Here is a 25662-nt window from a genome sequence, read left to right as displayed (position 1 = left end):
GCAGCGGTCGTATCAGGCGGAGTGGTCGTCAGAGGTGCGCAGCGCGGCGACGAACGCCGGGTGCGGGGCCGTCAGCACGACTTCGGAACCGTCCTCCGAGGTGCGCGCGCCGGTGATCCGGGGCAGCGATCCGAGCACGAACGGCACGACCGAGACGAGGGCCGCGAAGAATCCGCCGAGCAACGCCGCGCCGAGGGCAGGGCTCTGCACCCCGGTGATCAGCCGCGCCGCCAGCGCTCCCGCGATCAGCACCACCCCGCCCCAGAACAGCGCGTTCGCCAGCACCAGACCGGCGGTCCGCTGCCGAGCGCACGTCGTGCACAGCGGCCAGTCGCGCACTTTGGTGATCCGCACCTTCCGCGCGCGTTCACCGAGCCTGCCCGCCATGCCGAGCGGGTTGGCGCTCATGGCCCGGCTGCCTTGCGGTTCGGCACGTGACTGGAGGGCGAAATCGACCGAGCGGGCCGAATCCCGCCCGTGCCGAGCGCAGCGCCCCGGCAGCGCACCAGGGGTCTCCGCCACCTGCGCCGGCACTCTGACCTGATCCGACAGCTCGTTCTTCCGCATGTTGACCCCCGTACGACGAGACGGACATTTCACTCTATCGGTGTGGTAAAAAGCAGCCGCCAAGCGGTTTCCCGCGAGGATGCGGCTGCCCGCCGAGCACTCGCGGGAGCGCACATCTGGGGGAAGGAGTGCTGCGCTGAGATGGGTTTCACCGCAGATCCGAAGAGCATCGGTGACTTCGCCGGCGGTCTTGGTGAACGCGTCAGCGACGCCAACAAGGCCGTCGACTACGTCGAGGAGTGGATCAGTTTCGGCTACTCCGAGGGGCGCATGTTCGTCACGGCGGTCGAGGCGGCAGAGGACGCGAAGGCGGCCTTGGCCGCCAACTACCGGAAGTTGGCGGAATTGCAGCGAACCGCGTCCTCCGAGGTGGACAAGGCCGCGCAGTTCTACCGGGACACCGACAGCGACCAAGCCGAGCGGCTCGACCGCTCCTACGAATGAGAATCAGAGGTTTCCGCGATGGGGGATTCACCTGCGTCGGTGTTGACCGCGCCGACGCCGTCCGATCCGATTCCCGACCTGGTCGAGAACGTGCTCGGGGCGAGCCAGTACATCAGCTTGTCCTACTGGGTCGGTCAGGCCGCGGACATGGTGTGCGGGACGAACCCGTGGGCCTGGGTGGCCGAGCAGTTCGCCGGTGACTGGGAAACCGTGCAGAAGGCCGGGGTGGCGCTGGAGAACTTGGCCGAGTTCAACGTCGAGTTCGCCCGTGCCAACACCACCGGGATGGAGGGGGTCGCGCACGACTGGACGGGTACCGCAGCCGACGGTGCTGCCGCCTACTTCGGTGAGTTGAGCAAGGCGATCAGCGCGCAGGAAGAGACGTTGCGCCAGCTCGCCTCGCAGTTCAACGACATGGCGGTCGGCATGTACGAGGCCGCGAACTCGATCAAGAGCTTTCTCGAGATGTTGTTGGACCTGCTGATCGCCATGGGGCTGGAACTCGCCGCCGCGGCCGCGAGCAGCTGGACCGTCATCGGTCCGGTCCTGTCCGGGGCGGCGTTCGCGGCGACCTTGACCAAGGCGATGGGGGTATGGGGTCAGGCGCTGCAGGCGCACACGATCGCGTGGAACGCCGCCCAAGGGTTCGTCGGCCTGGTCGCGGGGTACGCCTCCGCGCTGCGGGACCTGGACCAGCACGAACTGCCCGAATCCGGCTACAACCACCCGGGGGTGTGACGTGCGGGAAGAGGACGAGGCCACGCTCGACGTGGCGCGCGGCGACGTGGCGTTGTCGAAGCACCTGAAGAACTCGCTGGGCGTGCTTCGGGACAAGGTCGACGACCCGAACTTCAAGCGTCTGGTCGACGACGTGCTGGCCGGGAAGCAGGGGCTTCGGGACGCGTTCACCTCGGATGCTTTCTCGGCCGCGCTCGACCCGCTGGTCCGCAAAGGTGCGGAGGACTACGACAAGCTCTCCGAGCAGGAACGTTCCGAGTTGGCCAAGACCGGCGAGCAGCAGTTCGCCGAACTGCGCGAGCAGGAGCGGACCGCGGGGCCGCCGAACCGGTCGCGTCCCGAGGAAGTGGAGGAGGACGAGGACTTCAGCCGGCGAAGCTGGCTCGAATGATCCCCTCGCGCGCGGACGGGCCTGCCTCGGCTGCGTCAGCGACCAGGCGCACCTGACCGGCAGGTCTCAGCTCGAGGTCGGCACTCCTCCGGCGAGCAGCGCGAACTCGGTGCGTCCGCTCCGGCCGCACGCGTGTGCGAGTTGACGTGCAACCGATTGGTTGCCCATCGGTCGTGCGGTTGCTCAGGGGAGGTGCGGGTGGACCTCAAGACTCTGCTGGAGACCGGTCACATCCTGCCGTCCGCCTGATCGGAACGGCACTGTCGACGCTGATCACTTGATGGGGTGGTCTGCCGGTTCAGCGCTGGATCGGTAGTTACCACTGTCGGTAGCATCGAGTCATGGATGCGGAGACGAACGGCGAAGGTGACTCGCGGACCCCTGCTCTGCAAGGGCGGAAGTTGCCCGAATTGGCGGATCGGCTGGCGGAACTGCTCGACCGGTACCGGGCGGCGGATCCACCGCCGGTTATCGCCGATGTCGTGCTGCCCGCGGCGGCCGGTGAGATCCGGACGTCGGGTCGAGCGCGCAAGGTGAGCGTGTCGATCCCGGAAGACCTCACCGCGGCGGTGCAGCGCCGGGCCGGGCCGGGCGGGTTCAGCCAGTACGTCACGGACGCGGTCGCGCGACAGCTGGAGCTGGACCTGCTCGCGGAGCTCGCCGACCTGATGGAGGGCGAACACGGCCCGGTTCCGGCGGCGGCGTTGGCGGAGGCGAGGTGCGCATGGGCGGACCGCGAATAGCGGCGGGCGGAACGCTGATCTTGGACGGATCCGCGGTGGCCGACCTCGCCGCGGGTGGTGCACGAGTCCGCGGGCATCTGGAGATCGTTCGCGAGCGCCGAGCGCGAGTGGTCATCAGCGCGGTGACGCTCGCCGAAGTGTTGCGCGGGGATGCGGCCGGGGTGGCGCTCGACGAGGTGCTCGCTCGGATCGCGGTGCTGCCCGTGACTTCGGAGATCGCTCGCCTCGCGGGAAAGTGCTCGGCTCGCGGACCAGGTGATCAGGCCGAACAGTCACGTCCCGATGCGGACGAGCGGACCGAGTCCACAGTGGACGCAATCGTTGCGGCGACCGCGCTGAGGTGCGCCCGTCCGGTTGTGCTGCTCACCGCAGTGCCCGAGGTGATGCGCCGCCTGTTCGCGGGCCTTGCGCTGCTCGGGGAGGCCGAGCCGTCGGAGATGTCGGAGGCCGCGAAAGTGCAGGCAGGGGAGGAGATTTTGATGGACGAACGCGGCGGCGGGGGAGTCCTGCGTGGGGGTCGGCCACGGGTGGCCATCGCGGAGGTGTGACCGGTGTTCGTGGCCGATGTTGCCGCGTCAGGTGATCGGTACCGGTTCAGGTCGTCTGACCACTGGTGTTGTGATCGAAAATCTGCGTGGTCTTCGGACGAATCCGTGGCCGAGTTGATCAAGATGGCATTGATTTTCCTGGTCAGTGCCACTGAAAGCCGAACAGTCGCCGAAGTCGCCCGAAAACGGGAGATGCTGCGGCGAGTTGGCTTTCCGGCCGCAAAAGTCGGTAGGGTGGCGATCACTCCGGCCCTCTCGCTCGACGTCCGCCACGTACCGAGCGCAGCCGTCCGCGCACAGCCTGTTGATCGTGATCAGTGCCACGCGCGACTGGCGTCACATTAGGGGGGGTCTGCGGAGTGTGTCCCACTCAAGTGGTGCGACCATATGGGCATGGCTGGTAAATCCGAACCCACCCGGATTCTCATCCTCGGCGGCGGCTATGTAGGCATGTACACGGCGCTTCAGCTTCAGTCGAAGCTGGGGCGGCGCGAAGCCTCCGTCACCGTGGTCGACCCTCAGCCGCACATGACCTACCAGCCCTTCCTACCGGAAGCGGCCGCGGGCTCGGTCGAGCCTCGCCACGTGGTAGCGCCACTGCGACGAGTCCTGAAGCGGTGCCATGTGATCACCGCCGGTGTCACTGAGATCAAGCACGCCGATCAGGTCGTGACGATCGAGAACCCGCAGACAGGCCCAGAAGAGCTCGCCTACGACGTCCTCGTCGTGGCGCTCGGCTCGGTGTCCCGACTTCTGCCCATCCCCGGCCTGGCGGAACAAGGCATCAGCCTCAAAACCGTCGGTGAGGCCATCTACCTGCGCAACCACGTGCTGGCGAAGATGGACGCCGCGGCCAACACCTCCGACGAGGAGCTGCGCAAGCGGCTGCTCACCTTCACCTTCGTCGGCGGCGGCTTCGCCGGTGCCGAGGCGTTGGCGGAGCTGGAGGACATGGCCCGCTACGCCACTCGCTACTACGAGTCCATCAAGCCGGAAGACATGCGATGGGTCCTCGTTGAAGCCGCTGGGCGCGTGATGCCCGAGGTCAGCGAGAAGATGGGCGTCTACGTCGTCAAGGCCCTCGAAGAGCGCGGAATTCAGGTCTACCTGAACACCTTCCTGAAGTCCGTCGAAGGCGGGCACGCCATGCTCTCCGACGGAACCGAGTTCGACACCGACACTCTGGTGTGGAACGCCGGCGTCAAGGCGAACCCGGTGCTCAAGAACTCCGACCTGCCGCTCGACGAGCGCGGCCGGGTCAAGGCCACCTCGCACCTCCAGGTCGAAGGCCTGCCGAGCGTGTGGGCCGCCGGTGACTGCTCCGCGGTCCCGGACCTGTCGAAGGTCGACGACGACCCGAACGCGACCTGCGCCCCGTCCGCGCAGCACGCGGTTCGCCAGGCCAACCAGCTGGGCAAGAACCTGCTGGCCAGCCTGCGCAACAAGCCCACCAAGGAGTACCGCCACGCCTACGCCGGTTCGGTGGCGGGCCTCGGGCTCTACAAGGGTGTCGCCGACGTCTACGGCTTCAAGGCCAAGGGCTTCATCGCGTGGTTCATGCACCGCACGTACCACGTGAGCCGGATGCCCACCTTCAACCGCAAGATGCGGATCGTCATCGACTGGACGCTGGCGTTCCTGTTCAAGCGGGAAGCCGTGTCGATGGGTCAGATCCAGGACCCGAAGGCCGACTTCGAACGGGCAGCCGCTAGCTGATTCGGCACTCCGAGTGATCACCGCGTGCTTCCAGGGCACGCGGTGATTCGCGTCCGAGTGGGGACTGCTCCGTGCAGGCGATCAGGTGACCCGCTACCCTTGACAATGAGTAGCGAGTAATCGAAGACTGACGGGGCGTCGTCACCTGAAAGGATGCCTCAAGTGGGGAAGGGGTGAATCCTTTGACTCTCCAAGAGTTAGCGGCTCTGCTGCGCAGCGGCGAAGTGCAGGACGGCCCGCTCGCTGATTTCGCGGCCGAGTACCAGGCCGCATCCGAGGTGTTCCGCAAGAAGGACGATTGACGCCGACCCGCATCACCGGCCACGGATGATCGCGGCAGCTCAGGAGGACTGGGGCTATGACCGAGGGGGCGGACGACTTCGCGCACCCGTTCGGTCCCGCTCCTGGACCGGCCACGGCTGATTTCCGTCCGGGGCCGCTGCTGCTGCAGGGGCAGGACTACTTCTTCCGCTCCGAGGACACCAGCCTTGACTTCCAGGAGCGCGTGCACCGCGCCGACCTGGTCAACGATGGCGACGGTGATCCGATCCCGTGCGTGCTGGTGCTGGCACGGGCCGCGGACATGGAGATGAACGAGCTGTCGCTCGCCTTGGCGGAGCGCGGCATCCGGCTGGTGCGCATCGACGCCGACCGCTGCCTGGACATCGCGCTCACCGTCTACACCGACACACCGCTGATCGAGTTCGAGCGCTGGCTGCTGCGGCCGATCGTGGTGTGGCGGCGGCATTTCGACATCACTGCGCTCCCGGTCGACCCGACGACGGTGCACGGCGCCTACGTCCGTGAGCAGTGGCGCGCGGTCTCGAACTGGCTGTCCTGCCGGGCCGACTGGGAGCAGATCAACCCGGTGCGTTCCAGCGCGCACCTGGATCGGCTCACCCAGCTCCGGGACGCCACCTCGTTCGGTTTCCGGGTGCCGCGAACCGCGGTGACGACCTTGCCGGGCCGCAGCCGTCCGGGCGGTGGCCGCTGCATCGTCAAGACCGCCGGACACCACATGCTGGAGCCGGAACCCGGCGCGTTGCGCGGTCTTTTCCCGCGCCCGCTGGACATTCGGCACTCCGCTGAGGCGAGGGAGCCGGCTCCGGTGCTGGTGCAGCAGTACGTGGACGCCGAACACGAGATCCGCGCGTTCGTGGTGGGTGACGAGGTTATCGCCTACCGGGTGGACAAGCTCGATCCGGCGCAGCTGTGGGTCGATCCGGATTCGGTGATCGTGGAACGCATCGAACCGCCCCCGGGACTGGTGACGCGGTTATTGGCGTTGTGCCGGTTCTGGCGGCTGCACGTGGCCGCGATCGACCTGTTGGCGACCGGCTCTGAACACGAGTTCCTGGAGGTCAACGTGAACTGCGATTGGCGCTGGTTCGAGCACCGCGCGCAGGACGACGCGGTCTCCACGGCAGTGCACGGTTGGGTCGCGGAGCGGTTCGACCACCTCGCCGCATCCGCCGCGGCACCGAGGTGGGATCGATGAGCGCCGTGGGCGGACCGGAACACGACTTGCTCTGCTCGGCGGTGTTCGATCACCGGGAACCAGGTGCAGAGTCGGTGCGTCCGAGCCGGCGACCCGGTCCACCGCCCGGACGACCAAGGCGAGCGCTCCCGAGCGCGAGCTGAGGACCAGCCCCCGTAGCCCAATTGGCAGAGGCAGACGACTTAAACTCGTCAGAGTGTCGGTTCGATCCCGACCGGGGGCACCAGGAACCGCGCGTCCATCGCGACGGCGCGGTTCGGCGAAGAGAAGCCGTGCTGTGCGGCGTGATCCGGCAACGCCGATCGCGCCGGGCCGCTGAAGCCGCGCGCTGGAACGATCCCGGACGAGGCGGGCCGGCTCGCCGCTGCGGCGGTGGCTCGCGATGCGCGCCGAACCGGAAACACCATTACTCCAAGTGAAGCACTTGTGGCGGCCGACCGGCCGCCGTCATTCTGCGGTGCGGTGTCGGCGTTCGAGTCAAGACCCGTTCCAGGCGTGACGGGGATACCCCGACCACCGTGGGTGGTCGGGGTATCCCCGCGTACTCTCGTGATCGTCGAGAGCGGTCGGTTCGAATCGGGTCGTGACGGGTCGGACGTCGCCTGCTTTCGGCGAGGCATGTGGTGTGGTGTGCCGCTGACGAAACCCCCAGTCACCTCAGCGGCACACCTCCCGCCACTTGAATGCTGTCCGGATCCTTCGGACGATTCGCGCGCTCGACCGTCCGTGGCCCGTTCGGCGCAGCATGGGTCAGAGCATGTCAGGCAACGGGGCGGACGTGGGCCAGCCGACGTCCGGGACTCGGTGAAGTACCTGCTCAACGGCGGGTACCGGATTTTCCGGTCCGGATCCGGACCGGAGGAGGACGGGGATGACGGACCGGAATGCGGGGACTTCGGCGGCGGGCACCGGCACTCGTGCGCTGTTCGCGGAGCGGTTCGCCCTGCTGTACGTGACGGCAGGCGACCCACCGCTGAAGCGGGTCGCCGATGCCGTGGAACGGGTCCGGCGGCTCGACGAACGGGGCAGGCCGATCCGGTCGACCGCCCAGCGCATCAGTGACTGGCGCCGGGGACGCAACGTGCCCGCCAGGTTCGCCGCCCTGTCGGTGGTGCTGGAGATCCTCATCGGTGAGGCGCGGAAGAACCAGCCGCAGCCCCCGGTCGACGGACTGTACGACTTGGCGGTGTGGCGCGCTCGGTGGGAAGAGGCGCTGACCAGCCCGCTGGCCACACCGGAGGCGCCGGTGGGCACGGGTGCGCGCGGCACCAACGGGACTCAGCCGGAGCAGAGCGCGGCGGCGGAGGAAGGCCTCTGCCCGTATCGCGGGCTGGCCGCGTTCAACGAGGGCGATTCCGGCTGGTTCTTCGGGCGTGAACGCGCCACCACCACCCTGGTGGAACGCCTCGCCACCGCGGCCGACGACGGTGGCATCACGATGCTCGTCGGCGCCTCGGGAGCGGGGAAGTCCTCGCTGCTGGGGGCGGGTCTGCTGCCTGCGCTGACCGGTGGCGCGCTGGCGGAGCAGGGTTCGTCGTCGTGGCCGGTGCGGACCATGACTCCGGGTGAGGATCCGCTGAAGTCCCTGACCGAGCTGATCCCCGAACTCAACGAGGTCCTCGCCGCCGCCGAGCGCGACGAGGCGGACGGGGGCGCCGCGAGCACGGGCGAGGAGAACTCGGACGAGGACTTCCGATTCGCGGAGTCCGTGCGCGACGCCGTCGCCGGGCACGTGCGGGACGTGGTCGGCGACGAGGCCCGGCTGGTGCTGGTGGTGGACCAGTTCGAGGAAACGTTCACGGTGTGCCGGGACGAGAACCGGCGCGCCCTGTTCGTGCGGGTCCTGCAGGCCTGCTGCACCACGGGATTCGCGGGCGGCACCTCGCCGGGGCTGGTGGTGCTGGGGTTACGGGCCGATTTCTACGCGCGGTGCCTGGACTTTCCCGAACTCGCCGACGCCTTGCAGCACCGCCAGATGGTGCTCGGCGCTATGACAGTGGCCGAACTGCGCAAGGCCATCACCGGACCGGCGAAGGCCACCGGCCTGCAGATCGAACCGGGCTTGGTCGACGTGCTGCTGCGCGACCTCGGCGTGAGCGTGGGCCGCGCCTACGGCAAACCGGCGCAGCGGGCCTACGACGCGGGTGCGCTGCCGCTGCTGTCGCACGCGTTGCTGGTGACCTGGCAGCGCAGGCAGAGCGGCAAGCTCACCATCGCCGGCTATCGCGCGGCGGGCGGCATCCAAGGAGCGGTGGCGGCCACCGCGGAACGTGCGTGGGCGGAGCTCGCCGAGGACGGGCAGGCGGCGGCACGGCAAGTGCTGCTGCGGCTGGTGCACGTCGGCGAGGACACCCAGGACACCCGCAGGCGCGCGACGTACGCGGAGATCGTCGAGCACGCCGAGCACCGGGAGGCGGCCCGGCGGGCGCTGAACGTGCTGACGACCGCCCGGTTGGTGACGCTGGACTCGGATTCCGCCGAGATCAGCCACGAGGCGCTGCTGTACGCGTGGCCCCGGTTGCGCGGCTGGATCGACCAGGACCGCGCGGGGAACCTGGCCCGGCAGCGGCTGGAGCGCGACGCGGAGGCGTGGCGCCAGGAGAACCGGGACGTGTCGCTGCTCTACCGCGGTGCCCGGTTGGAGAACGCCGGGCATTGGGCCGAACAGGTGGATCCGGCGGAGTTGTCCGCGGTCAGCCACGACTTCCTCGCCGCATCGCTGCGGCACCGGCGCCGGGTGGGCTGGTTCCAGCGGGGCACCGCGGCCGCGGTGTGCGTGTTCGCCGCGGTGGCCGCGGTGGCGGCGGTGCTGGCGGTGCGGGCGCGTGACGACGCCGAGTTCCGCCAGGTGCTGGCGCAGGCCGACCGGTTGCAGGAGGTCGATCCCTCCGCGGCGGCGAAGCTGAACCTGGTGGCCACGCGGCTGCGCCCGGACGACCCGGCGGTGGACAGCCGGGTGCTGTCCACCCAGAACTCCGCGCTGGGCACGCCGATGTTCGGGCATACGAGTTCGATCTACCTGACGACGTTCAGCCCGGACGGCCGGACGCTCGTCACCGCCGGATACGACCGGACCGTGCGGTTGTGGGACGTGTCCGACCGGAGCAGGCCGACGCCGCTGGGACCGCCGCTGCGGGGTTTCGGCAGCTGGGTGACCTCGGCCGTGTTCAGCCCCGACGGGCGCACCTTGGCAGCGGCGGGCGACGACCACATGGTCCGGCTCTACGACGTGGTCGACCCCGCTCGGCCGAAGCAACTCGGTCCGCCGGTCACCGCCGACGACGGCACGATCTACCTGATCGCGTTCAGCCCGGACGGCCGCACGTTGGCCACGGCGAACGAGAACCGGACGGCGCGGCTGTGGAACGTCGCCGACCCGGCGCATCCCGTCCCGGTGAGCGCCCCGATGAAGGGGCACACCGAGCAGGTGCGGACCTTGGCGTTCAGCCCGGACGGACGCACCTTGGCGACCAGCGGTGACGATCGGACCATCCGGTTGTGGAACGTGGCCGATCCGGCCCGGCCGGTTTCGCTCGGGAAGCCGTTGGAGGGGCACACCGAAGGCATGCACTCGGTGGCGTTCAGCCCGGACGGCCGAACGCTGGCATCCGGCAGCGTGGACAAGACGATTCGGTTGTGGGACGTGCACGACCCGGTGCGCGCGCGGCAACTCGGACCCGCCCTCATCGGGCACGACGGGCCGGTGTGGTCGGTGAAGTTCAGCCCGGACGGGCGGACGCTGGCCTCCGGTAGCGCGGACAGCTCCGCGTTGCTGTGGAACGTGGCGGACCCGTCGAACGCGAGTCAGATCGGGCACAACCTCAGCGCGGGCAGCAGCACGGTGTTCGCGGTCGGCTTCAGCCCGGACGGGCACACCCTGGCCACCGGCGGCGACGACGGTGCCGTGCGGTTGTGGTCGTTGCCGGATCGGGTTCTCGGCGGGCACACCGCGAGCGTCAACGACGCGTTGTTCCGGCCGGACGGGCGGATCCTGGTCACCGCCAGCGAGGACCGGACGGTGCGGGTGTGGGACACCTCGAATCCGCGGTTGCCGCGGCCGCTGGGCGAACCGCTGGAGGTCTACGAGGGGCCGGTCGGGTCGGTGTACGCGACGGCGTTCAGCCCGGACGGCCGAGTGCTGGCCACCGGCGGTGGGGCCGGAACGGTGCGGTTGTGGGACATGAGCGATCCGGCGGCGCCTGAACCGCTCGGCGAGCCGCTGCCGGTCGGTACCCGGTACATGGGCGAAGTGGCGTTCAGCCCGGACGGGCGGACGCTGGTCACCGGCAACGACGACCTCAGCGCTCAGTTGTGGAACGTCGAGGACCCGGCGCACCCGGTGCGGGTGGGCACGCCGCTGCTCGGGCATCGCGGCTACATCAACGAGGCGGCGTTCAGCCCGGACGGCACGATGTTGGCGACCGGCAGCAGCGACGGCACGGTCCGGCTGTGGAACGTCGCCGACCCGGACCACCCCGTGCTCGTGCACGGATGGGATCCGGGGCACTCGACGGTGCTCACCTTGGCGTTCAGCCCGGACGGGCGGACCATCGCCACCGCGGGCGGTGACAAGACGGCGCGGTTGTGGGACATCGAGGACCCGGAGGCCCCGAGGGAGCTCGGTTCGCCGCTGGTCGGGCACTCCCAGAACGTCAAGTCGGCCAGGTTCAGCCCGGACGGCAAGACGTTGGTGACCGGCAGCGAGGACCGCACGGCCCGGTTGTGGGACGTCGAGGACCGGGAGCGGGCAGAGCCGATCGGGCTCTCCCTCAACGAGCACCGGGCGATGGTGCACACCGTGGCCTTCAGTCCGGACGGGAGCATCGTGGCCTCGGCCAGCGGGGACAACACCGCCTACCTGTGGGACCTGGACGCCGATCGGGCGCTGGAGCGGATCTGCGACGCCACGCGCGGGGCGCTGCCGAAGGACAAGTGGGAGCAGACGATCCCGCAGATCCCGTACGACCCGCCGTGCGAGTGAGTCAGCGGCCGAACAGCTCCCGCACCCGCTCGCCGAAGTCGAGCACTTTGTCCCGGCATTCCCGCAGCGCGTCGGGGTAGGTCCGGGTGTCGGCGAGCGCTTCGCGCCACGAATCCCCTGGCACGACGGGAACTCGGTGGTGGAAGCCGAAGAACTTCGAGGCGAACGGATTCACCACGACGACTCGGCGGCGCATCAGGGTCGCCCAGTAGGCACCGTGGTACGAGTTCGTCAGGACCGTCTCGCCGGAGGCGAGGAAGTCCAGCGTCTCGGCCAGGTCGTGGTGCTGGTTGGTGAGCAGCGGCAGCCCGTCGATGTCGTCGGGGAACGGGAGTTTTCGGTCGCGGTGCCGGTAGGCGACGATCTCGTGGCGGGGTTCGCCGGGATCGGCGAGCTTCGGCAGCAGCGCGCTCACGCACGGCACCCACTCGTAGCCGCCGGGGCGCGGCCGGTCGCGGAGTCCGACCAGGTCGAACCGGTCGAGGTAGCCGGGTTCGGTGATGTCGTGCTGTTCGTTGTTGTTGTGCCCGGCTCCCCAGACGACCAGTTTCGGCGGCCGCAGACCCAGCAACCGGTCGAGCTGGCGGTCGAAGAAGCCGGTGCCGATGAGTCCGCCGCCGCCGTAGATGACGTGCGCGTGCCGCAGCCGGTCCGCGTAGCGGGGGATGTCGTGCTCGATGTCGATCGTGGTGGCGTCGGACAGCCACGGGAAGTGGTCGAGGTGGTTCGACGGCGGGCAGGCCATGTCGCCGATGTTGTCCGGGTCGCGCCGGTGCACCACGAAGATCTCAGGCATGCGCCCATTCTCCCCAGAACGCCGCCCGTGATCATCTGCCGCGTCACCTCGCTGCGGCGCTTGGCCCGATCCGGCCGGTCGAAGGGGACAGTCACCTGCTGATGTTTCTGGAGTGAACGGCCCGTTTGACCGGTCCTATTGGTCGAAGGGGCCGTTCACCTCTTGATCGCGGAGTGGATGAGGGCGGTGAGGATCTTGGGGAGGTCGGCTGCGTCGAGGTGGCTGCGCACAGCGGCGTGGTTGGCCGCGAGCAGAGCCGCCGAAGAATCGGGGTCGCGCAGCAGCCCGGCGATGTCCGGCACGTCGTCGGGGCCGGGGACGCGCAGGCCGAGGGCGCGCAGCTCGTCGAGCACGGGGTAGGGACCCGCGACGACCAGCCGTCGAGCGGCCGCGGCCTCGGCCACCGGCAACCCCCAGCCTTCCCACGTCGAGGGCAGCACCACCAGGTCGGACGCCGCGTACATGTCCGCCTGCTCGGCGACGTGCCCGCGCAGCGGGCCGGGCGCGGCTGCGAGCGCGTCGGCGAGCGGCCCGGGGGGTGCCGGGGTGTCGTCGGTGAGCCAGTAGCGCACCGGACGGTCCCACTCCTGATCGAGGGCGTTCGCGAGCCGGACGGCGCCGGGAACGTTCTTGTTCGGCCCTTCGACACGAGCCGGGTGCACGACGAGCAGCTCGTCCGGTCCGACCCCGAGCCGCGCACGGGTCCGCTCGCGGTGGCCGCGGGCGAGCCCGTCGACGTCGACGCGGTTGTGCACCACGTGCAGCGCCCCGGTCCGGTCCAGTTCGGGCCAGCGGACGGCGAATTCGCGAGCGGTCCGCTCGTTGATCAGGACGTGCAGGTGAGCCGGGTGGTGCAACGGCACGGTGTCGCCGTTGACGGCGCGCAGCGCAGTGCCCTGCCAAGCCGGATCGTGGTGGCGCAGGATCACCGGGACATCGGCGTCGAGCGCGTGTCGCTGCCAGGCGGCGGAGGCATCCGGCGCGCTCCACAGCGAACCGGCGTTGTCCAGCACCAGCAGCTCGTGATCGGCGCAGAGCCGCCGGATCGTCTCGTGCGCGACGGGCGGCGGGTCGCCGCCGGGACGGTCGGCCCACATGCCGGTGACCTCGACGTCACCCGGTTCGTGGTCGGCGAAGTGCCCAGCGGCTCGGGTGACCTGATGTCCCAGGGAGCGGAGGCCGGCGATCCACTTGGCGGCCTCGATGCTCACCCCGTCGAACCCGCCCAACCGGTGCGAGACCAGGCACACCCGCATGTGGTTCCTCCCGTAGTTCGTGGCGTGTCGCCGTCCAGCATGGAGTATTGCGATAGCAGCACGTAGACGGTCTCGGCGCCGGAACGATGAGTAAAGTCCGCCGCATGCGTCTTCTGGCAACGTTGGGGAGTCTGCGCGCGGTGGTCACGGTGCTGGTGGCGATCACCGCTGTGCAGATGGGGCTGGTCGCCTTCGGCAACCTCACGGACTTCGGAACCAATGCGGAGTTCGTGGATCACGTGTTCGCAATGGACACGACATTTCAATCGTCCGGCACGATGTGGCGGTCGATCACGCATCCCGCACTGGGGACCGCCGCGTACATCGCGGTGATCGTATGGGAGGTTTTGATCACGGTGGTGCTCATCGCGGCGTTCGTCGCATGGGTCCGCCCGCACGCCGACGCGCGAGCTGTCGAACGCGCGCGACGGCTGGCCAGCTTCGGCTGGTTGTTGGAGGTACTGCTGTTCGGCGGCGGATTCATCGTCATCGGCGGTGAATGGTTCATGATGTGGCAATCGGAGAAGTGGAACGGTCTGCAGCCCGCGCTGCAGAACCTGATCATCGCTTCGATCGGCCTGATTCTCGTGCACTTGCCGGACAAGGAGCAGGCCTCGGCCTGACCTTCGCCGGCGCCATCGCGGCGACCACGTCGCGGTGTTCCACTCTGGGGGCCGGGTGATCGTGGCAGGAGGGTCGCGATCACCCCGGCTCGAATCGGGACCGATCGGGCATTCCCTGCCATTTCAGAATGTGGTGCGCCACTTCGTCCTGAATTCCTCGCGAACCTGAGCGCGGTGGCTAAAATCAGTCTCGTGCGAATTGTGTTCTCAAGTCTTTCCAGTCATGGTCACGTGTTCCCGCTGGTCCCGTTGGCTCGCGCCGCTCCGGCGCAGGGCCACGAGGTTCTCTTCGCCACCGGCGAGCAGTTCGAGCAGACGCTGAACGATCTCGCACTGCGCACCGAGGCGGTGGGCGTGCCCATCGGTGCGGGATTCGCCGCCGCCGGACGGGATTCCGTGCCGGAGCCCGGCTCGGACGAATGGGTTTCCCTCGTGGTGCGCGCGTTCGGAGCCGAACTGCCGCGCAGGTACGCCGCCGACCTGCTGCCGGTGCTGGACCGCTTCGCCCCGGACCTGGTGGTGCACGAGGCCGGCAACCACGGCGCCGCACTCGCCGCCCGGCACGCCGGGATTCCCGGTGTCTGCCACGGTTTCGGCAAGCAGAACCCGGCGCACTTCCCCGGTTTCGAGCAGGCGCTGCGCGGTGTCGCCGACGAGTTCGGAATCACGTTGCCCGACGGGGACCTGCACACCGTCGGAAATCCTTACCTGGACATTTTCCCCGCTTCCTTGCAGAACGCCGAATTCCTCGATTCGGTCGAGCGGTCCCCGCTGCGACCGGTGCCGTTCGCGGGCGGGGGCGAGCTGCCGCCGGAGGCCGTGGAGTCGCGGAAGCGACCGCTGGTGTACCTGACGCTGGGCACCGGTTTCGGCGACCCGGTGGTGCTGCGCGCCGCGATCGGCGGGCTCGCGGCCCTAGCCGTGGACGTGATCGTGGCGGCCGGTCCGAGCGTGGCGGCCGACGCGCTGGGCGGGCTGCCCGCGAACGTGTCGGCGCACTCGTGGGTGCCGCAGGCCGAACTGCTGGAGCACGTCGACCTGGTCGTGCACCACGGCGGCAGCGGTACGACCCTCGCCGCGCTGGGCGCGGGCCTGCCGCAGCTGTTCCTGCCGCAGGGCGCGGACCAGTTCGGCAACGCCGAGACCATCAGCTCGGCAGGCGGCGGAGCGACGCTGCTCGGCGCCGAAGTCACCGCGGACGCGGTGCACGACGCGGCGCGGAACCTGCTGGACGACGAGCAGTACCGCGAGGTCGCCGAGCGGGTGGCCGCCGAGATCGCCGCGATGCCCGCTCCGGAGGAGGTCGCCGCCCGGCTCACCGACTTCACCGGCTGAGCCGGGGACGACCGCACATCACCCCCAGCGGATGTGCGGCCGTCGCACGTGCGGACCGCTCGCACGGCCGGAATTCATCGCGGATCCCGCCCGAGGAAGCACAACAGCCGCGTCGACGCGTCCGCGTCCGCCGCGACCGGGACCTGATCACCGAACCGACACGGCCGATCCGCGTCGACGACCAGCAGCGCGACCAGTGGCAACAGGTCATCGGCGAGCGGCGTCGGCAGCGCCCGGTCCTGCCCGCAGGAGCGGGCGATGTCCCAGCCGTGCACGGCGATCTCCAACGCGCCGGTGCCGACGACGACGTTCCTGGCCACCGGTGCGCCGAACACCGTCACCGGGTCGACGTCGATCGCCGCGTTCCACGCCCCGAGCAGTTCCCGGGACCGATCCCGCAACGCCGTCGCCGGATCCGGCTCCGGGAGCGCCCGCGCACCGACGCCGATCCGGCCGCCGACCGCTTCGCCGAGCGCCGCGACGGAATCGTCGACGTGCGCCAGCAGCGCCCGCAGGTCCCACTCGGCGCACGGCGTCGGGCCGGCCAGCGCCGCCGCGGGCACCTCGTGCAGCACGCCCGTCAAGTAGCTCACGGCGCGTTCCATCAGGTCGATGCCACCGAGCACCCGCGTCCCCACGTCGAGCTCAGCGGGCGGTGCGGGTGTCGGCGAGCAGCATCGCCGGCAGACCGAACGTCTCGAACAAGGAGGTGTCGAAGAACGCGGCGACGTGCTCCACCCGCTCCCCGCGCATCGTCAGCACCTGCAGGTGGAACGGTTGGTAATCGCCGTCGCCGCCGCGCATGTACACGGCGAACGCGGGCTGGCCGTTCGCGTCGGTGCGGACCAGCCGCATGTCTCCGGGGCCTGCGGGGCAGCGGTTCGCGATGAGCCTGCCGATCGGCTCCGGTCCCTGGTACCAACCGGTGAACGGGGGCATCTCCCACACCGCGTCGGAGGTGAACAGCTCGACGATGGTGGGCACGTCCTTCGCCTCGAAGGCGGCGACCCATTGGTCGAGCAGGGCGTGCTGGTGCGCGGTGACCGGTTCGCTGACGGTCTCCGGCGCGGGCGCCACCTGGTCGAGCTGAGCGCGGGCGCGTTGCAGGCTGCTGTTGACCGATGCGGTGCTGGTGCCGAGCAGTTCGGCGACCTCCGCCGCGCGCCAGCGCAGCACCTCCCGCAACAGCAGCACCGCGCGCTGCCTCGGCGGCAGGTGTTGCAGCGCCGCGACCAGCGCCAGCCGGGTGTTCTCCCGCGAGGTCACCACGTCGGCCGGATCGCTCCCGGCGGGCAGCATCGCCTCCGGCACCGGTTCCAGCCAGGGCACCTCGCCGCGTTCCACCAGATCTTCCCGCGGATCCAAGCTGGGATTTCCGAGGCCGGTGGGCAGCGGTCTGCGGCCCCGGCTCTCCAGCGCGGTCAGGCAGGCGGTGGTGGCGATCCGGTGCAGCCAGGTGCGCAGCGAGGACCGGCCTTCGAACCGGTCGTAGGCCCGCCAGGCGCGCAGGTAGGTCTCCTGAACGAGGTCCTCGGCGTCGTGCACCGACCCCAGCATCCGGTAGCAGTGCGCCAGCAGTTCTCGCCGGAACGGGTCCGCCTGCCGTAAGAATTCGTCGTTCTCGAGGTGCTTCGCCATGGTCATGGCCTTCCGCCTCCAACAGGGAGTTCCACTGTAGGTGGGCCGGATATCGCCTACGAGGTGTTCAGACCAGATCAAATGGCTGAACTAATCGGCATGCGACGGAAGTCGTGAACCCGGGTGACGAAAGTCGGTGAGCGGGCCGTCGCGGGGAGGCGGATGCCTATTCTCTCCGCGTGGTCACCACCGATGCGGCGCCTCGGATCGACGAGGCACGGGTCCGCCGTGCGCACCGCGTGCTGTTCTGGGTCACGTTAACGACCGCGGTGCTCGGTGCGGCGTTCGGCTACCTGGTCCTGTCCGAGGATCCGGCGCCGCCGGGTGGATTGGTGCCGTCGCTGCTCGTCGGCGCGGTCGTGCAGCTCGCCGCGACGGTGGTGATCGGCCGCTCCGGCGCTCGTCCGCAGCTGGGGCTGCTGGTGGTGCTCGCGGTGGCCGCGCTGATGTTGCTGCTGGACACCCCGTGGCAGCCGCTGATGGTCGCGGGCGGGGTGCTGTGGGTGCCGCTGGCGCTGTCCTGGTCGGCGGCGCGCGTGGCCGAATGGCCGAACGCGCGGTGGAAACTCGCCGTGTCCGCGGCGGCGGTGCTGGCTTACGCCTTTCTCGCGGGCGCGCAACCGGGCTCGATGGGGCTGGGATCGGCGCTGGCCGCGATCGCCCCGGCGCTCGGCGGCATCGCGACGGTCCTCGCGCGGCGGCTCGGACAGGCGCGGCGTGATCGGGCCGAGGCTTTGGCGCGGGAGCGGGTCGCGGTGGCGCGTCAGGAGCAGGCCGCCGAGCGGGAACGGCTCTCCGCGGACATGCACGACAACCTCGGGCATGTGCTGACCTTGCTGGTGCTGCACGCCAACGCGCTCGCGGTCAGCAGCTCGGACCCGGAGGCGCGGGAGGCGGGGCGTCGCATCGGCGAGCTCGGTGGCTCGGGCATGACGGAGATGCGCAGGTTGCTGGCGCTGCTCGACGATCCCGACTCGGTGTCCGGGCGGCCCGGCGCCGAGGTGGCCGAGTCCGTGGCGGACCTGGTCGAGCAGGTGCGGGAGGCCGGTCAGGCGGTGGAGTTCACCGACACCGGAGCGGAGCGGGGCTTGCCCGCCGTCCTCGCCCGGACCGTGCACCGGGTGGTGCAGGAAGGGCTGACCAACGCCCGCAGGCACGCGCCGGGGTCGACGGCGGAGGTGTCGGTGCGCGGCGCGGACGACGCCGTGCGCGTCTCCGTCCGCAACGGGCCGGGCGGCTCCGGCGAGCCGGGCGCGGGGCGCGGCCTCGACGGCCTGCGCAGGCGGGTCGAACTGCTCGGCGGCGAGGTGCGCGCCGAGGTGGACGAGGACGGCGGCTTCACGTTGCACGCGACGCTGCCCGCCGAGACGCGGAGCTGACGGGCGTCCGACACACCGGCGCATGATGGCCGGGATTCGTGTGCTGGCGGCTTCGTAGAATCGCCGGGTGACTTCCGCGCAGAGCAGTCCCGTCGCCGATCCTGCCGCGCCCGACGCGCTGGGGGTGTTGAACCGCGTCTTCGGCTACGACTCGTTCCGAGGGCCGCAGCAGGACATCGTCGAGCACGTCATCGGTGGCGGTGACGCGCTGGTGCTGATGCCCACCGGTGGCGGGAAATCGCTGTGCTACCAGGTTCCGGCGCTGGTCCGCGACGGTGTCGGCGTGGTCGTCTCGCCGCTGATCGCGTTGATGCAGGACCAGGTCGACGCGCTCACCGAGGTCGGCGTGCGAGCCGGGTTCCTGAACTCCACGCAGGACGCGGGGGAGCGCCGCGCGGTGGAGGCCGCGTTCCTCAACGGCGAACTGGACCTGCTCTACCTGGCTCCGGAACGGCTGCGCGTCGAGTCCACGTTGTCCTTGCTGGACAAGGGGAACATCTCGCTGTTCGCGATCGACGAGGCGCACTGCGTGGCGCAGTGGGGCCACGACTTCCGCCCGGACTACCTGGCGCTGTCCATGCTGCACGAGCGCTGGCCGGACGTGCCGCGCATCGCGCTGACCGCCACCGCCACCGAGGCCACCCGCGGCGAGATCGCGACCCGGCTGGACCTGACGCAGGCGCGGCACTTCGTGGCGAGCTTCGACCGCCCGAACATCCAGTACCGGATCGTCGGCAAGAACGACCCGAAGCGGCAGCTGCTGAGCCTGCTGCGCAACGAGCACGCCGGGGACGCGGGGATCGTCTACTGCCTGTCCCGGTCGTCGGTGGAGAAGACGGCGGAATTCCTCAGCCAGAACGGAATTCCGGCCGTGCCGTACCACGCGGGCCTGGACGGGCGGACCCGCGCGGCGCACCAGTCCCGGTTCCTGCGCGAGGAGGGGCTGGTCGTGGTGGCCACCATCGCGTTCGGCATGGGCATCGACAAACCCGACGTGCGGTTCGTCGCGCACCTGGACCTGCCGAAGTCCGTGGAGGGCTACTACCAGGAGACCGGCCGGGCGGGCCGGGACGGGCTGCCGTCCACGGCGTGGCTGGCCTACGGCCTGCAGGACGTCGTCCAGCAGCGCAAAATGATCAACAACTCCGAGGGCGACGACGCGCACCGCAGGCGGCTCGGCACGCACCTGGAGGCGATGCTCGCGCTGTGCGAGACCGTGGAGTGCCGCCGGGTGCAGCTGCTGGCCTACTTCGGCCAGGACGGCGAGCCCTGCGGCAACTGCGACACCTGCCTGGCTCCGCCGGAGTCCTGGGACGGCACGATCGCGGCGCAGAAGCTGCTCTCGGCGGTGTACCGGTTGCAGAACGAGCGGCGGCAGAAGTTCGGCGCCGGGCACGTCATCGACATCCTGCTCGGCAAGCGCAACGACAAGGTCGACCAGCACCGCCACGACGAGCTCACCGTGTTCGGCATCGGAACCGACCTGCGCGACGCGGACTGGCGCGGCGTGGTGCGCCAGCTGCTCGCCCAGGGACTGCTGGCCGTGGAAGGCGACTACGGCACGTTGGTGCTCACCGAGGCCAGCGGCGAAGTGCTGGGCCGGGAGCGGTCGGTGCGGTTGCGCCGCGAACCGGAGAAGCCCGCGAAGCAACCGAAGCCCGCCAAGGCGGGCAAGGCCGAGCAGGTGGAGATGCCCGCCGAGGCGGCACCGCTGTTCGAACGTCTCCGCGCCTGGCGCGCGGCCACCGCGAAGGAGCAGGGCGTGCCCGCCTACGTGATCTTCCACGACGCGGTGCTGCGCCAGGTCGCCGCGCAGAAACCGTCCACACTGGATGAATTGGGAACCATCAGCGGAGTCGGCCAGAACAAGCTGGACAAGTACGGTCGGCTCGTCCTGGACGTCCTCGCCGAGGAGTGAGTCCGCGCACTCTCCGGTCGGTTCCGGGGGCGGTGCGCACGGGTGGCGCGCACGTGGCGGATGAGGCGAACGCTCCGCATCGGTACCGTCACGTTCCGTGGCATTGCCCTGCCGCGGCTCGTTCGGGTCTGCGGGCATGGCACCCTGGTAGGGCTGAGGCCGGTGCGCACAGGGCGGGCGCGGCCGTGCAAGCGGCCCGGGGGATGACTGCCGGGCGATGACCAGGAGTGGTTGAGTGTTCGACTTTATCCTCTATCCCGTGTCGGCCATCTTGTGGTTCTGGCACAGGGTTTTCGGCACCGTGCTGGGGCCGGACAACGGGTTCGCCTGGGCACTGTCGGTGTTCTTCCTGGTGTTCACGCTGCGCGTGGTGCTGCTCAAACCGGCGATCAGCCAGATGCGCGCCGGCCGGAAGATGGCGAAGTTCTCCCCGCAGATCCAGAAGTTGCGGGAGAAGCACAAGAACGACAAGCAGCGCATGGCGCAGGAGATGCAGAAGCTGCAGTCCGAGCACGGGGTGAACCCGATCGGTGGCTGCCTTCCCGCTCTGCTGCAGATCCCGGTGTTCCTGAGCTTGTTCCACGTGCTGCGCGGGTTCGCGCCGGACAAGCAGAACAACTACATCTTCGACCGGGCCGGGGTCGAGTCGTTCATCAACGCCGACATCTTCGGCGCGAAGCTCGGTAACTGGCTGACCCAGCCCGCCGCGGTCCTCGAGGCTTTCGGCACCACGCGGCTGAACATGATGGCGGTCGGCATCCCGCTGATGGTGATCGCGTCCATCGCGACGTTCGCCACGATGCGCATGTCGATGAAGCGCCAGACCGATGCCTCCATGGCCAACCCGCAGACGGCCATGATGGGCAAGTTCATGATGTACATCGCGCCGGTCGGCACGTTGTTCTCCGGCTGGGTGCTGCCGATCGCGATCGTCCTGTACTTCATGGCGAACAACATCTGGACGCTCGGTCAGCAGCACTTCCTGAGCAACAAGATCGACCGCGAGCAGGAGCGCGAGAAGCAGAAGGAGATGGCGGCGAAGAAGGAAGTGCCGCGACCGAAGCCGGGGCAGAAGCCGGGCCAGGTCAAGAAGGACGCGGCGGAGGACGCTGACGAGGACGAGGCCGACTCCGGCGACGAGACCGCTTCCACGAGCACCAACGGCGCCTCCCCGGGCAAGGCCACCGCAGGCGCCGGACAGCGCACCGAGGCGGGCCGCCCGGTGAACCGGCGCCCACAGCAGAAGAAGCGCCCCGGCAAACAGGCGGCCGCGGCGAAGAAGAGCCAGAAGAAGCGCCGCTAGCGCCACAGCAACGAAGAGCGGGGTCCCCAACAAAGGGACCCCGCTCTTTTCGTGCGTCTTGCTCTGAAGCTTGTCAGCGGCGAAGCCGCTGAGCAGTGACCACCTCAGCAGGCCGAACCACCGGCGGGTTCTCAGCTGTCTTCTCGCGAGGACGGCCTTTTCCCTCGTCGCGGAGCGGAGCCCACTCGGGAAAAAGATCCCGCAGCGAGAAGACCGCTGAGGTTCCGCTACCCGGCCACTACGCAGATCACACCGGCGTAGCCACCACGATTCGGTTCTCGTCGTAGCCGAGGTCGCCGCCTACGTACCTGCCGCCGCAGGTGACCAGCACCAGCCGGTGCTCGCCGCCTTGGCCGAACAGGTCGGCCGCGCGGGCGGGCAGTTCTTCCTTGGACAGCGTGACGATCTCGGAGACGCGGTAGCGCCACTCCGTCCCGGCGTCGTCGACGACGGTGACCTGCTGGTCCGGAGCGGAATCCCACAGCTCCTCGAACGGTCCGACGGCGCCCTTCCAGTTGACGTGCCCGGCCAGCACCGTCGCGCCCTTCGGGGAGTCCAGACCGGCACCCCACCAAGTGGCCTCGCCGACGCCGTCCGGCACCGGGAGGGTCCCGGACCGGTCGATCTCCTCGCGCACCAGCTCCGCTTGGCCGCCCTGCGGCAACCGGACGGTGCCCGGCGGTTGACCCGCCGCAATGTGCACCGGCTGCGGAGGCAGGTCCGCGACCTGCACCGGAGCCGGAGCCGCCTGCTGCGGTGCCGCGGCCCGGACCGGCTGCTCAGCGCCGCTCCAGAACACGGTGCCCACCACGACGGCCACCACCGCCACGAGCGCGACCGCACCGGTCAGGACCAGCGCGAGCAGGCGCCGCCGCTGCGCGATCAACGCTCACCCGCCGAAACGAGCCGCTTGCGCCACGCCACGCCACCGGCCACGGCGGCCCCGGTGAGCGTCAGCGCACCGAGTCCGAGCAGTCCGGGGGAGAGGGCGCCCGTGTCCTCGGCGGCCACGACGGAGCCGCTCGCACCCGGGTCACCGGCCGGGATGAAGATCGGCACGGTGGGGGTGTTGGCCTTGTTCGACACGGTCAGCGTCAGCGTGCCGCCGGGTTCGACGGTGCCCACGACCGACGGCGGGTTCGCCGCGTCGAACGCTTCCTCGTAGCCCTGGGCGGGAGCCACCTCGGTGATCTTGATTTCTTGCGGGGTGCGCAGGTCCGCGATCTCCACCGTGCCCTCGTCGCCGGTGGTGACCACCGCGGGCTGCCCGTCGGGGCCGGTGAGTTCGGTGCCGTCCTGCTTCAGCGCGGGCTTGTCGTCGGGCAGGCTCACCCGCAGTGCGACGCCCGCGATGCCGGCCTTGCTCTCTTCGTCGACCTTGCCGACGGCGACCTTGCCGGGCGCGGTGACCGCGGTCGTGACGTCCTCGACCTTGATCTGGTTCTCCCCGCCGGTCGACACGACGCGTTGCACGCCGTCCGGGTTCTCGACGGCCTGCTGCACGTAGGGGCGGTCGGCCGGGGTGGCCAGTTCGCCTTCCAGCTTCGGGTTCGGCCCGGTGGGCGTCACTTTCAGCTGAAGCGCCTCACCGTTGTCCGGCGTGGTGATGGTGCCGTCCTCGTTGAGGCCCTCGACCTCGACGTCGGTGGCGGTGATCTTGACCGGGACACCGGTCACGCGGGTGCCGTCCGGGTGGTTCACCGCGAAGGTCCAGTCCGCGGCCTCACCGATGACCTGTGCTTCCTCCGGTGCGGTCAGCCCGGCTTCCCACGGTCCGCGGTTCTTCTCCGCGTCGGCGCGCAGCTCCTCGACGGCGTCCTTGGCGCCCTGGGGGAGCTTGCCCAGCTGGAAGTCGATGTCGTAGCCGATCTTGTCGAAGGGCAGCCCCGGGTCGAGGTCGCCTTCGTCGCGCGGAGCCGAGGTCCACGAGTGCAGCAGGTGCGCGAGCGCCGCCGCCTCGTCCGGGTTCTGCGTGTTGCCGTAGCGCAGCAGCAGGTAGGAGATGTTCGCCGCGACGTCGTCGGCCAGCGGGGTGCCCCACTTGGTGAGCAGCTCGTCGCCCGGTTCGTACTGCTCGCCGGTGTCCGGTGCCTTCAGCGCGAATCGAACGCACCACACCTGGTTGCCGCCGACGGTGTAGGAACCCAGCCAGTCCCGGTCCCGTTCGCTGCCCGCGTAGGGCTGTCCTGGAGTGGTTTCGTGGCCGATTCCTTCCTCCGGCGCGGCGATGGCCGTTCCCGTGGTCGCCAGCAACCCGCTGGCGAGCACAGCGGAACCCACCACCGCTGTGAGCAACTTCCTGAACGTGCGCATGCAAGCTCCAGTCTCAGGTCTGGGAGATCAGGGCATCGGCGTGCTGCGCTCCGGCACGCCTCGTTGCGATTCGGCGTTGACCGGCGTGAAAGCCCCCCGGCATGGCACGCGGACACCCAGGCGCATCCTTTCGATCACACGCGGTCACTACAAGAGGTCATACGGTGTAATCGATCTCATTACGGGCAGCGATTTTCCGGGGAGATCCGAAGGTGTCCCCACTCGTTCGGCCGCAGCGCAGCGGCCATTCCAGGAGTTTCCGAGCACCCGCGGCCACACCCGCAAAAGGTTGCGACGGTGAGTGATCGTTATTTCATCGTTTATCCCGCGGGCGTAGCTTCCGGGCAGGACGAAAGCGACTGCCGCCAAGCGGGTAAAGTCGCTTTTACCAGTGGGGAACCGACCGGCAGGTTCGGTCGTTGTACCGGAGACGGCGCAAAGCACGCCCAGGAGGACGAGTTGCGCACTACGAGCAACCCAGCGTTCAAGAACCTGCCGAGCAACGGCGGGTACGCGAACTTCAACCAAGGCCAGGGCGGCTTCGGCATGCCCGGCCAGGCGCCGACCGCACCGCCGAAGGCGACGCGGCCGATGACGATCGACGACGTGGTCACCAAGACCGCGATCACGCTCGCCCTCACCGTCGGCACCGGCGCCGCCACCTACATCAGCGGCGCGTACGCGCTGGCGCTGCCCGCGGCGCTCATCGGCTTCGTGCTGTCGCTGGTCATCATCTTCAAGAAGAAGGTCAGCCCGGCGCTCGTCATCGCCTACGCGGCGGTCGAGGGCGTGTTCCTCGGCGGCATCAGCTACGTGCTCGGCGGCGCCCTCGACAACTTCGCGGGCAGCGGTGGCTCCGGGATCATCATGCAGGCCATCGCGGGCACCATGGGTGTCTTCGCGGCCATGCTCGTGGTCTACAAGACCGGCGCCATCCGCGTCACGCCGAAGCTGACCAAGTGGATCATCGGCGCGATGGCCGGTGTCGCCATCGCGATGCTGGTCAACCTCGTCGCGGGCTTCTTCACCACCGGCGGTCTCGGCCTGCGCGACGGCAGCCCGCTCGCCATCATCTTCAGCCTCGTCTGCATCGGCATCGCCGCGTTCAGCTTCCTGCTGGACTTCGACGCCGCGGACAAGGCCATCAAGAGCGGCGTCGACGCCAAGTTCGCCTGGTACGTCGCCTTCGGCCTGATGACCACCCTCATCTGGCTGTACCTCGAGATCCTGCGCCTGCTGTCGTACTTCCAGAACGACTAGCCGGTCGTTCGGCTTGGGTGGTCGGGTAGCGGAACCTCAGGTGTCTTCTCGCTGCGGGATCTTTTTCCCAAGTGGCTCCGCCACGAGGGAAAAAGCTGTCCTCGCGAGAAGACACCTGAGAACCCGCCGGTGGTCACCTTGCTTGCGTGGGCTATGCGCTTCGCGCATTCAGGCACGGCCTTCGGCCGCAAAGAACGGCTTCGCCGCCGGCGGAC

At 69.5% G+C, this 25662-nt stretch carries 21 protein-coding genes and 1 tRNA gene; 15 read left to right on the top strand and 7 right to left on the bottom strand.

Annotation, left to right across the window (positions count from 1 at the left end):
• Window positions 1–12: 12 nt before the first annotated feature.
• Window positions 13–567 (bottom strand): hypothetical protein, encoded by a 555-nt coding sequence (locus tag H2Q94_RS27040; protein WP_243789972.1) that lies wholly within the window; start codon window positions 565–567, stop codon window positions 13–15.
• Between the two features lie 141 nt (window positions 568–708).
• On the opposite strand from H2Q94_RS27040, the gene H2Q94_RS27035 reads away from it, so the two are divergent.
• The 9 genes from H2Q94_RS27035 to H2Q94_RS26995 all read left to right on the top strand — a co-directional run bounded on the left by H2Q94_RS27035 (window position 709) and on the right by H2Q94_RS26995 (window position 11626).
• Window positions 709–1011 (top strand): type VII secretion target, encoded by a 303-nt coding sequence (locus tag H2Q94_RS27035; protein ID WP_243789971.1) that lies wholly within the window; start codon window positions 709–711, stop codon window positions 1009–1011.
• Between the two features lie 18 nt (window positions 1012–1029).
• On the top strand, window positions 1030–1749 hold the full coding sequence (locus H2Q94_RS27030; RefSeq protein WP_243789970.1) for a hypothetical protein: 720 nt from the start codon (window positions 1030–1032) through the stop codon (window positions 1747–1749).
• Between the two features lies 1 nt (window position 1750).
• Entirely contained in the window at window positions 1751–2140 is a 390-nt protein-coding gene (locus H2Q94_RS27025) for a hypothetical protein (RefSeq protein WP_243789969.1), read from the top strand.
• A 341-nt stretch (window positions 2141–2481) separates the two neighbouring features.
• Entirely contained in the window at window positions 2482–2883 is a 402-nt protein-coding gene (locus H2Q94_RS27020) for a hypothetical protein (protein WP_243789968.1), read from the top strand.
• Window positions 2865–3431, top strand: coding sequence for a type II toxin-antitoxin system VapC family toxin (locus H2Q94_RS27015; RefSeq protein WP_243789967.1), 567 nt, complete (start codon window positions 2865–2867; stop codon window positions 3429–3431). The genes H2Q94_RS27020 and H2Q94_RS27015 overlap by 19 nt, the downstream gene beginning before the upstream one ends.
• Window positions 3432–3824: 393 nt before the next feature.
• Window positions 3825–5147 (top strand): NAD(P)/FAD-dependent oxidoreductase, encoded by a 1323-nt coding sequence (locus H2Q94_RS27010; protein WP_243789966.1) that lies wholly within the window; start codon window positions 3825–3827, stop codon window positions 5145–5147.
• 358 nt (window positions 5148–5505) lie between these two features.
• Window positions 5506–6645, top strand: coding sequence for an ATP-grasp domain-containing protein (locus tag H2Q94_RS27005; protein WP_243789965.1), 1140 nt, complete (start codon window positions 5506–5508; stop codon window positions 6643–6645).
• A 149-nt stretch (window positions 6646–6794) separates the two neighbouring features.
• A tRNA-Leu gene (locus H2Q94_RS27000) sits at window positions 6795–6871 on the top strand.
• Between the two features lie 645 nt (window positions 6872–7516).
• On the top strand, window positions 7517–11626 hold the full coding sequence (locus H2Q94_RS26995) for an nSTAND1 domain-containing NTPase (protein WP_243789964.1): 4110 nt from the start codon (window positions 7517–7519) through the stop codon (window positions 11624–11626).
• A 1-nt stretch (window position 11627) separates the two neighbouring features.
• Here the strand turns inward: H2Q94_RS26995 and H2Q94_RS26990 are convergent, their stop codons facing one another.
• Both H2Q94_RS26990 and H2Q94_RS26985 read right to left on the bottom strand, forming a co-directional pair.
• Complete coding sequence (locus H2Q94_RS26990) at window positions 11628–12422, bottom strand: polysaccharide pyruvyl transferase family protein (protein WP_243789963.1); 795 nt, start codon at window positions 12420–12422, stop codon at window positions 11628–11630.
• 155 nt (window positions 12423–12577) lie between these two features.
• Window positions 12578–13678: a glycosyltransferase gene (locus H2Q94_RS26985; protein WP_243789962.1), complete on the bottom strand. Its 1101-nt coding sequence runs from the start codon at window positions 13676–13678 to the stop codon at window positions 12578–12580.
• Between the two features lie 140 nt (window positions 13679–13818).
• On the opposite strand from H2Q94_RS26985, the gene H2Q94_RS26980 reads away from it, so the two are divergent.
• Both H2Q94_RS26980 and H2Q94_RS26975 read left to right on the top strand, forming a co-directional pair.
• The gene (locus H2Q94_RS26980) at window positions 13819–14301 is read left to right on the top strand and encodes a DUF2165 domain-containing protein (protein WP_243789961.1); all 483 of its coding nucleotides are present in this window, start codon (window positions 13819–13821) and stop codon (window positions 14299–14301) included.
• A 192-nt stretch (window positions 14302–14493) separates the two neighbouring features.
• The gene (locus H2Q94_RS26975) at window positions 14494–15636 is read left to right on the top strand and encodes a glycosyltransferase (RefSeq protein WP_243789960.1); all 1143 of its coding nucleotides are present in this window, start codon (window positions 14494–14496) and stop codon (window positions 15634–15636) included.
• Between the two features lie 74 nt (window positions 15637–15710).
• On the opposite strand, the gene H2Q94_RS26970 is transcribed toward H2Q94_RS26975, so the two are convergent.
• Window positions 15711–16274: a TIGR03086 family metal-binding protein gene (locus H2Q94_RS26970; RefSeq protein ID WP_243789959.1), complete on the bottom strand. Its 564-nt coding sequence runs from the start codon at window positions 16272–16274 to the stop codon at window positions 15711–15713.
• 7 nt (window positions 16275–16281) lie between these two features.
• Window positions 16282–17280: a sigma-70 family RNA polymerase sigma factor gene (locus H2Q94_RS26965; protein ID WP_243789958.1), complete on the bottom strand. Its 999-nt coding sequence runs from the start codon at window positions 17278–17280 to the stop codon at window positions 16282–16284.
• Window positions 17281–17453: 173 nt separating this feature from the next.
• Between H2Q94_RS26965 and H2Q94_RS26960 the strand changes: the two genes are divergently transcribed.
• The 3 genes from H2Q94_RS26960 to yidC all read left to right on the top strand — a co-directional run bounded on the left by H2Q94_RS26960 (window position 17454) and on the right by yidC (window position 21874).
• Window positions 17454–18653, top strand: a complete 1200-nt coding sequence (locus H2Q94_RS26960; RefSeq protein WP_243789957.1) for a sensor histidine kinase — start codon at window positions 17454–17456, stop codon at window positions 18651–18653.
• A 67-nt stretch (window positions 18654–18720) separates the two neighbouring features.
• Window positions 18721–20571, top strand: a complete 1851-nt coding sequence (recQ, locus tag H2Q94_RS26955) for a DNA helicase RecQ (protein ID WP_243789956.1) — start codon at window positions 18721–18723, stop codon at window positions 20569–20571.
• 259 nt (window positions 20572–20830) lie between these two features.
• Entirely contained in the window at window positions 20831–21874 is a 1044-nt protein-coding gene (gene yidC, locus H2Q94_RS26950) for a membrane protein insertase YidC (RefSeq protein WP_243789955.1), read from the top strand.
• Window positions 21875–22121: 247 nt separating this feature from the next.
• On the opposite strand, the gene H2Q94_RS26945 is transcribed toward yidC, so the two are convergent.
• Window positions 22122–22760 (bottom strand): class F sortase, encoded by a 639-nt coding sequence (locus H2Q94_RS26945; RefSeq protein WP_243789954.1) that lies wholly within the window; start codon window positions 22758–22760, stop codon window positions 22122–22124.
• Window positions 22757–24187, bottom strand: a complete 1431-nt coding sequence (locus H2Q94_RS26940) for a collagen binding domain-containing protein (protein ID WP_243789953.1) — start codon at window positions 24185–24187, stop codon at window positions 22757–22759. The genes H2Q94_RS26945 and H2Q94_RS26940 overlap by 4 nt, the downstream gene beginning before the upstream one ends.
• A 459-nt stretch (window positions 24188–24646) precedes the next feature.
• Here H2Q94_RS26940 and H2Q94_RS26935 point away from each other — a divergent pair, with 459 nt between their 5' ends.
• Window positions 24647–25447, top strand: coding sequence for a Bax inhibitor-1/YccA family protein (locus H2Q94_RS26935; RefSeq protein ID WP_243789952.1), 801 nt, complete (start codon window positions 24647–24649; stop codon window positions 25445–25447).
• Window positions 25448–25662 lie beyond the last annotated feature (215 nt).

The organism is Saccharopolyspora gloriosae (genome assembly GCF_022828475.1).
GTDB classification, from domain to species: Bacteria; Actinomycetota; Actinomycetes; order Mycobacteriales; family Pseudonocardiaceae; genus Saccharopolyspora_C; species Saccharopolyspora_C gloriosae_A.
Note: the sequence above shows the minus strand (reverse complement) of the source record. Positions and strands in the feature narration are given on the sequence as shown.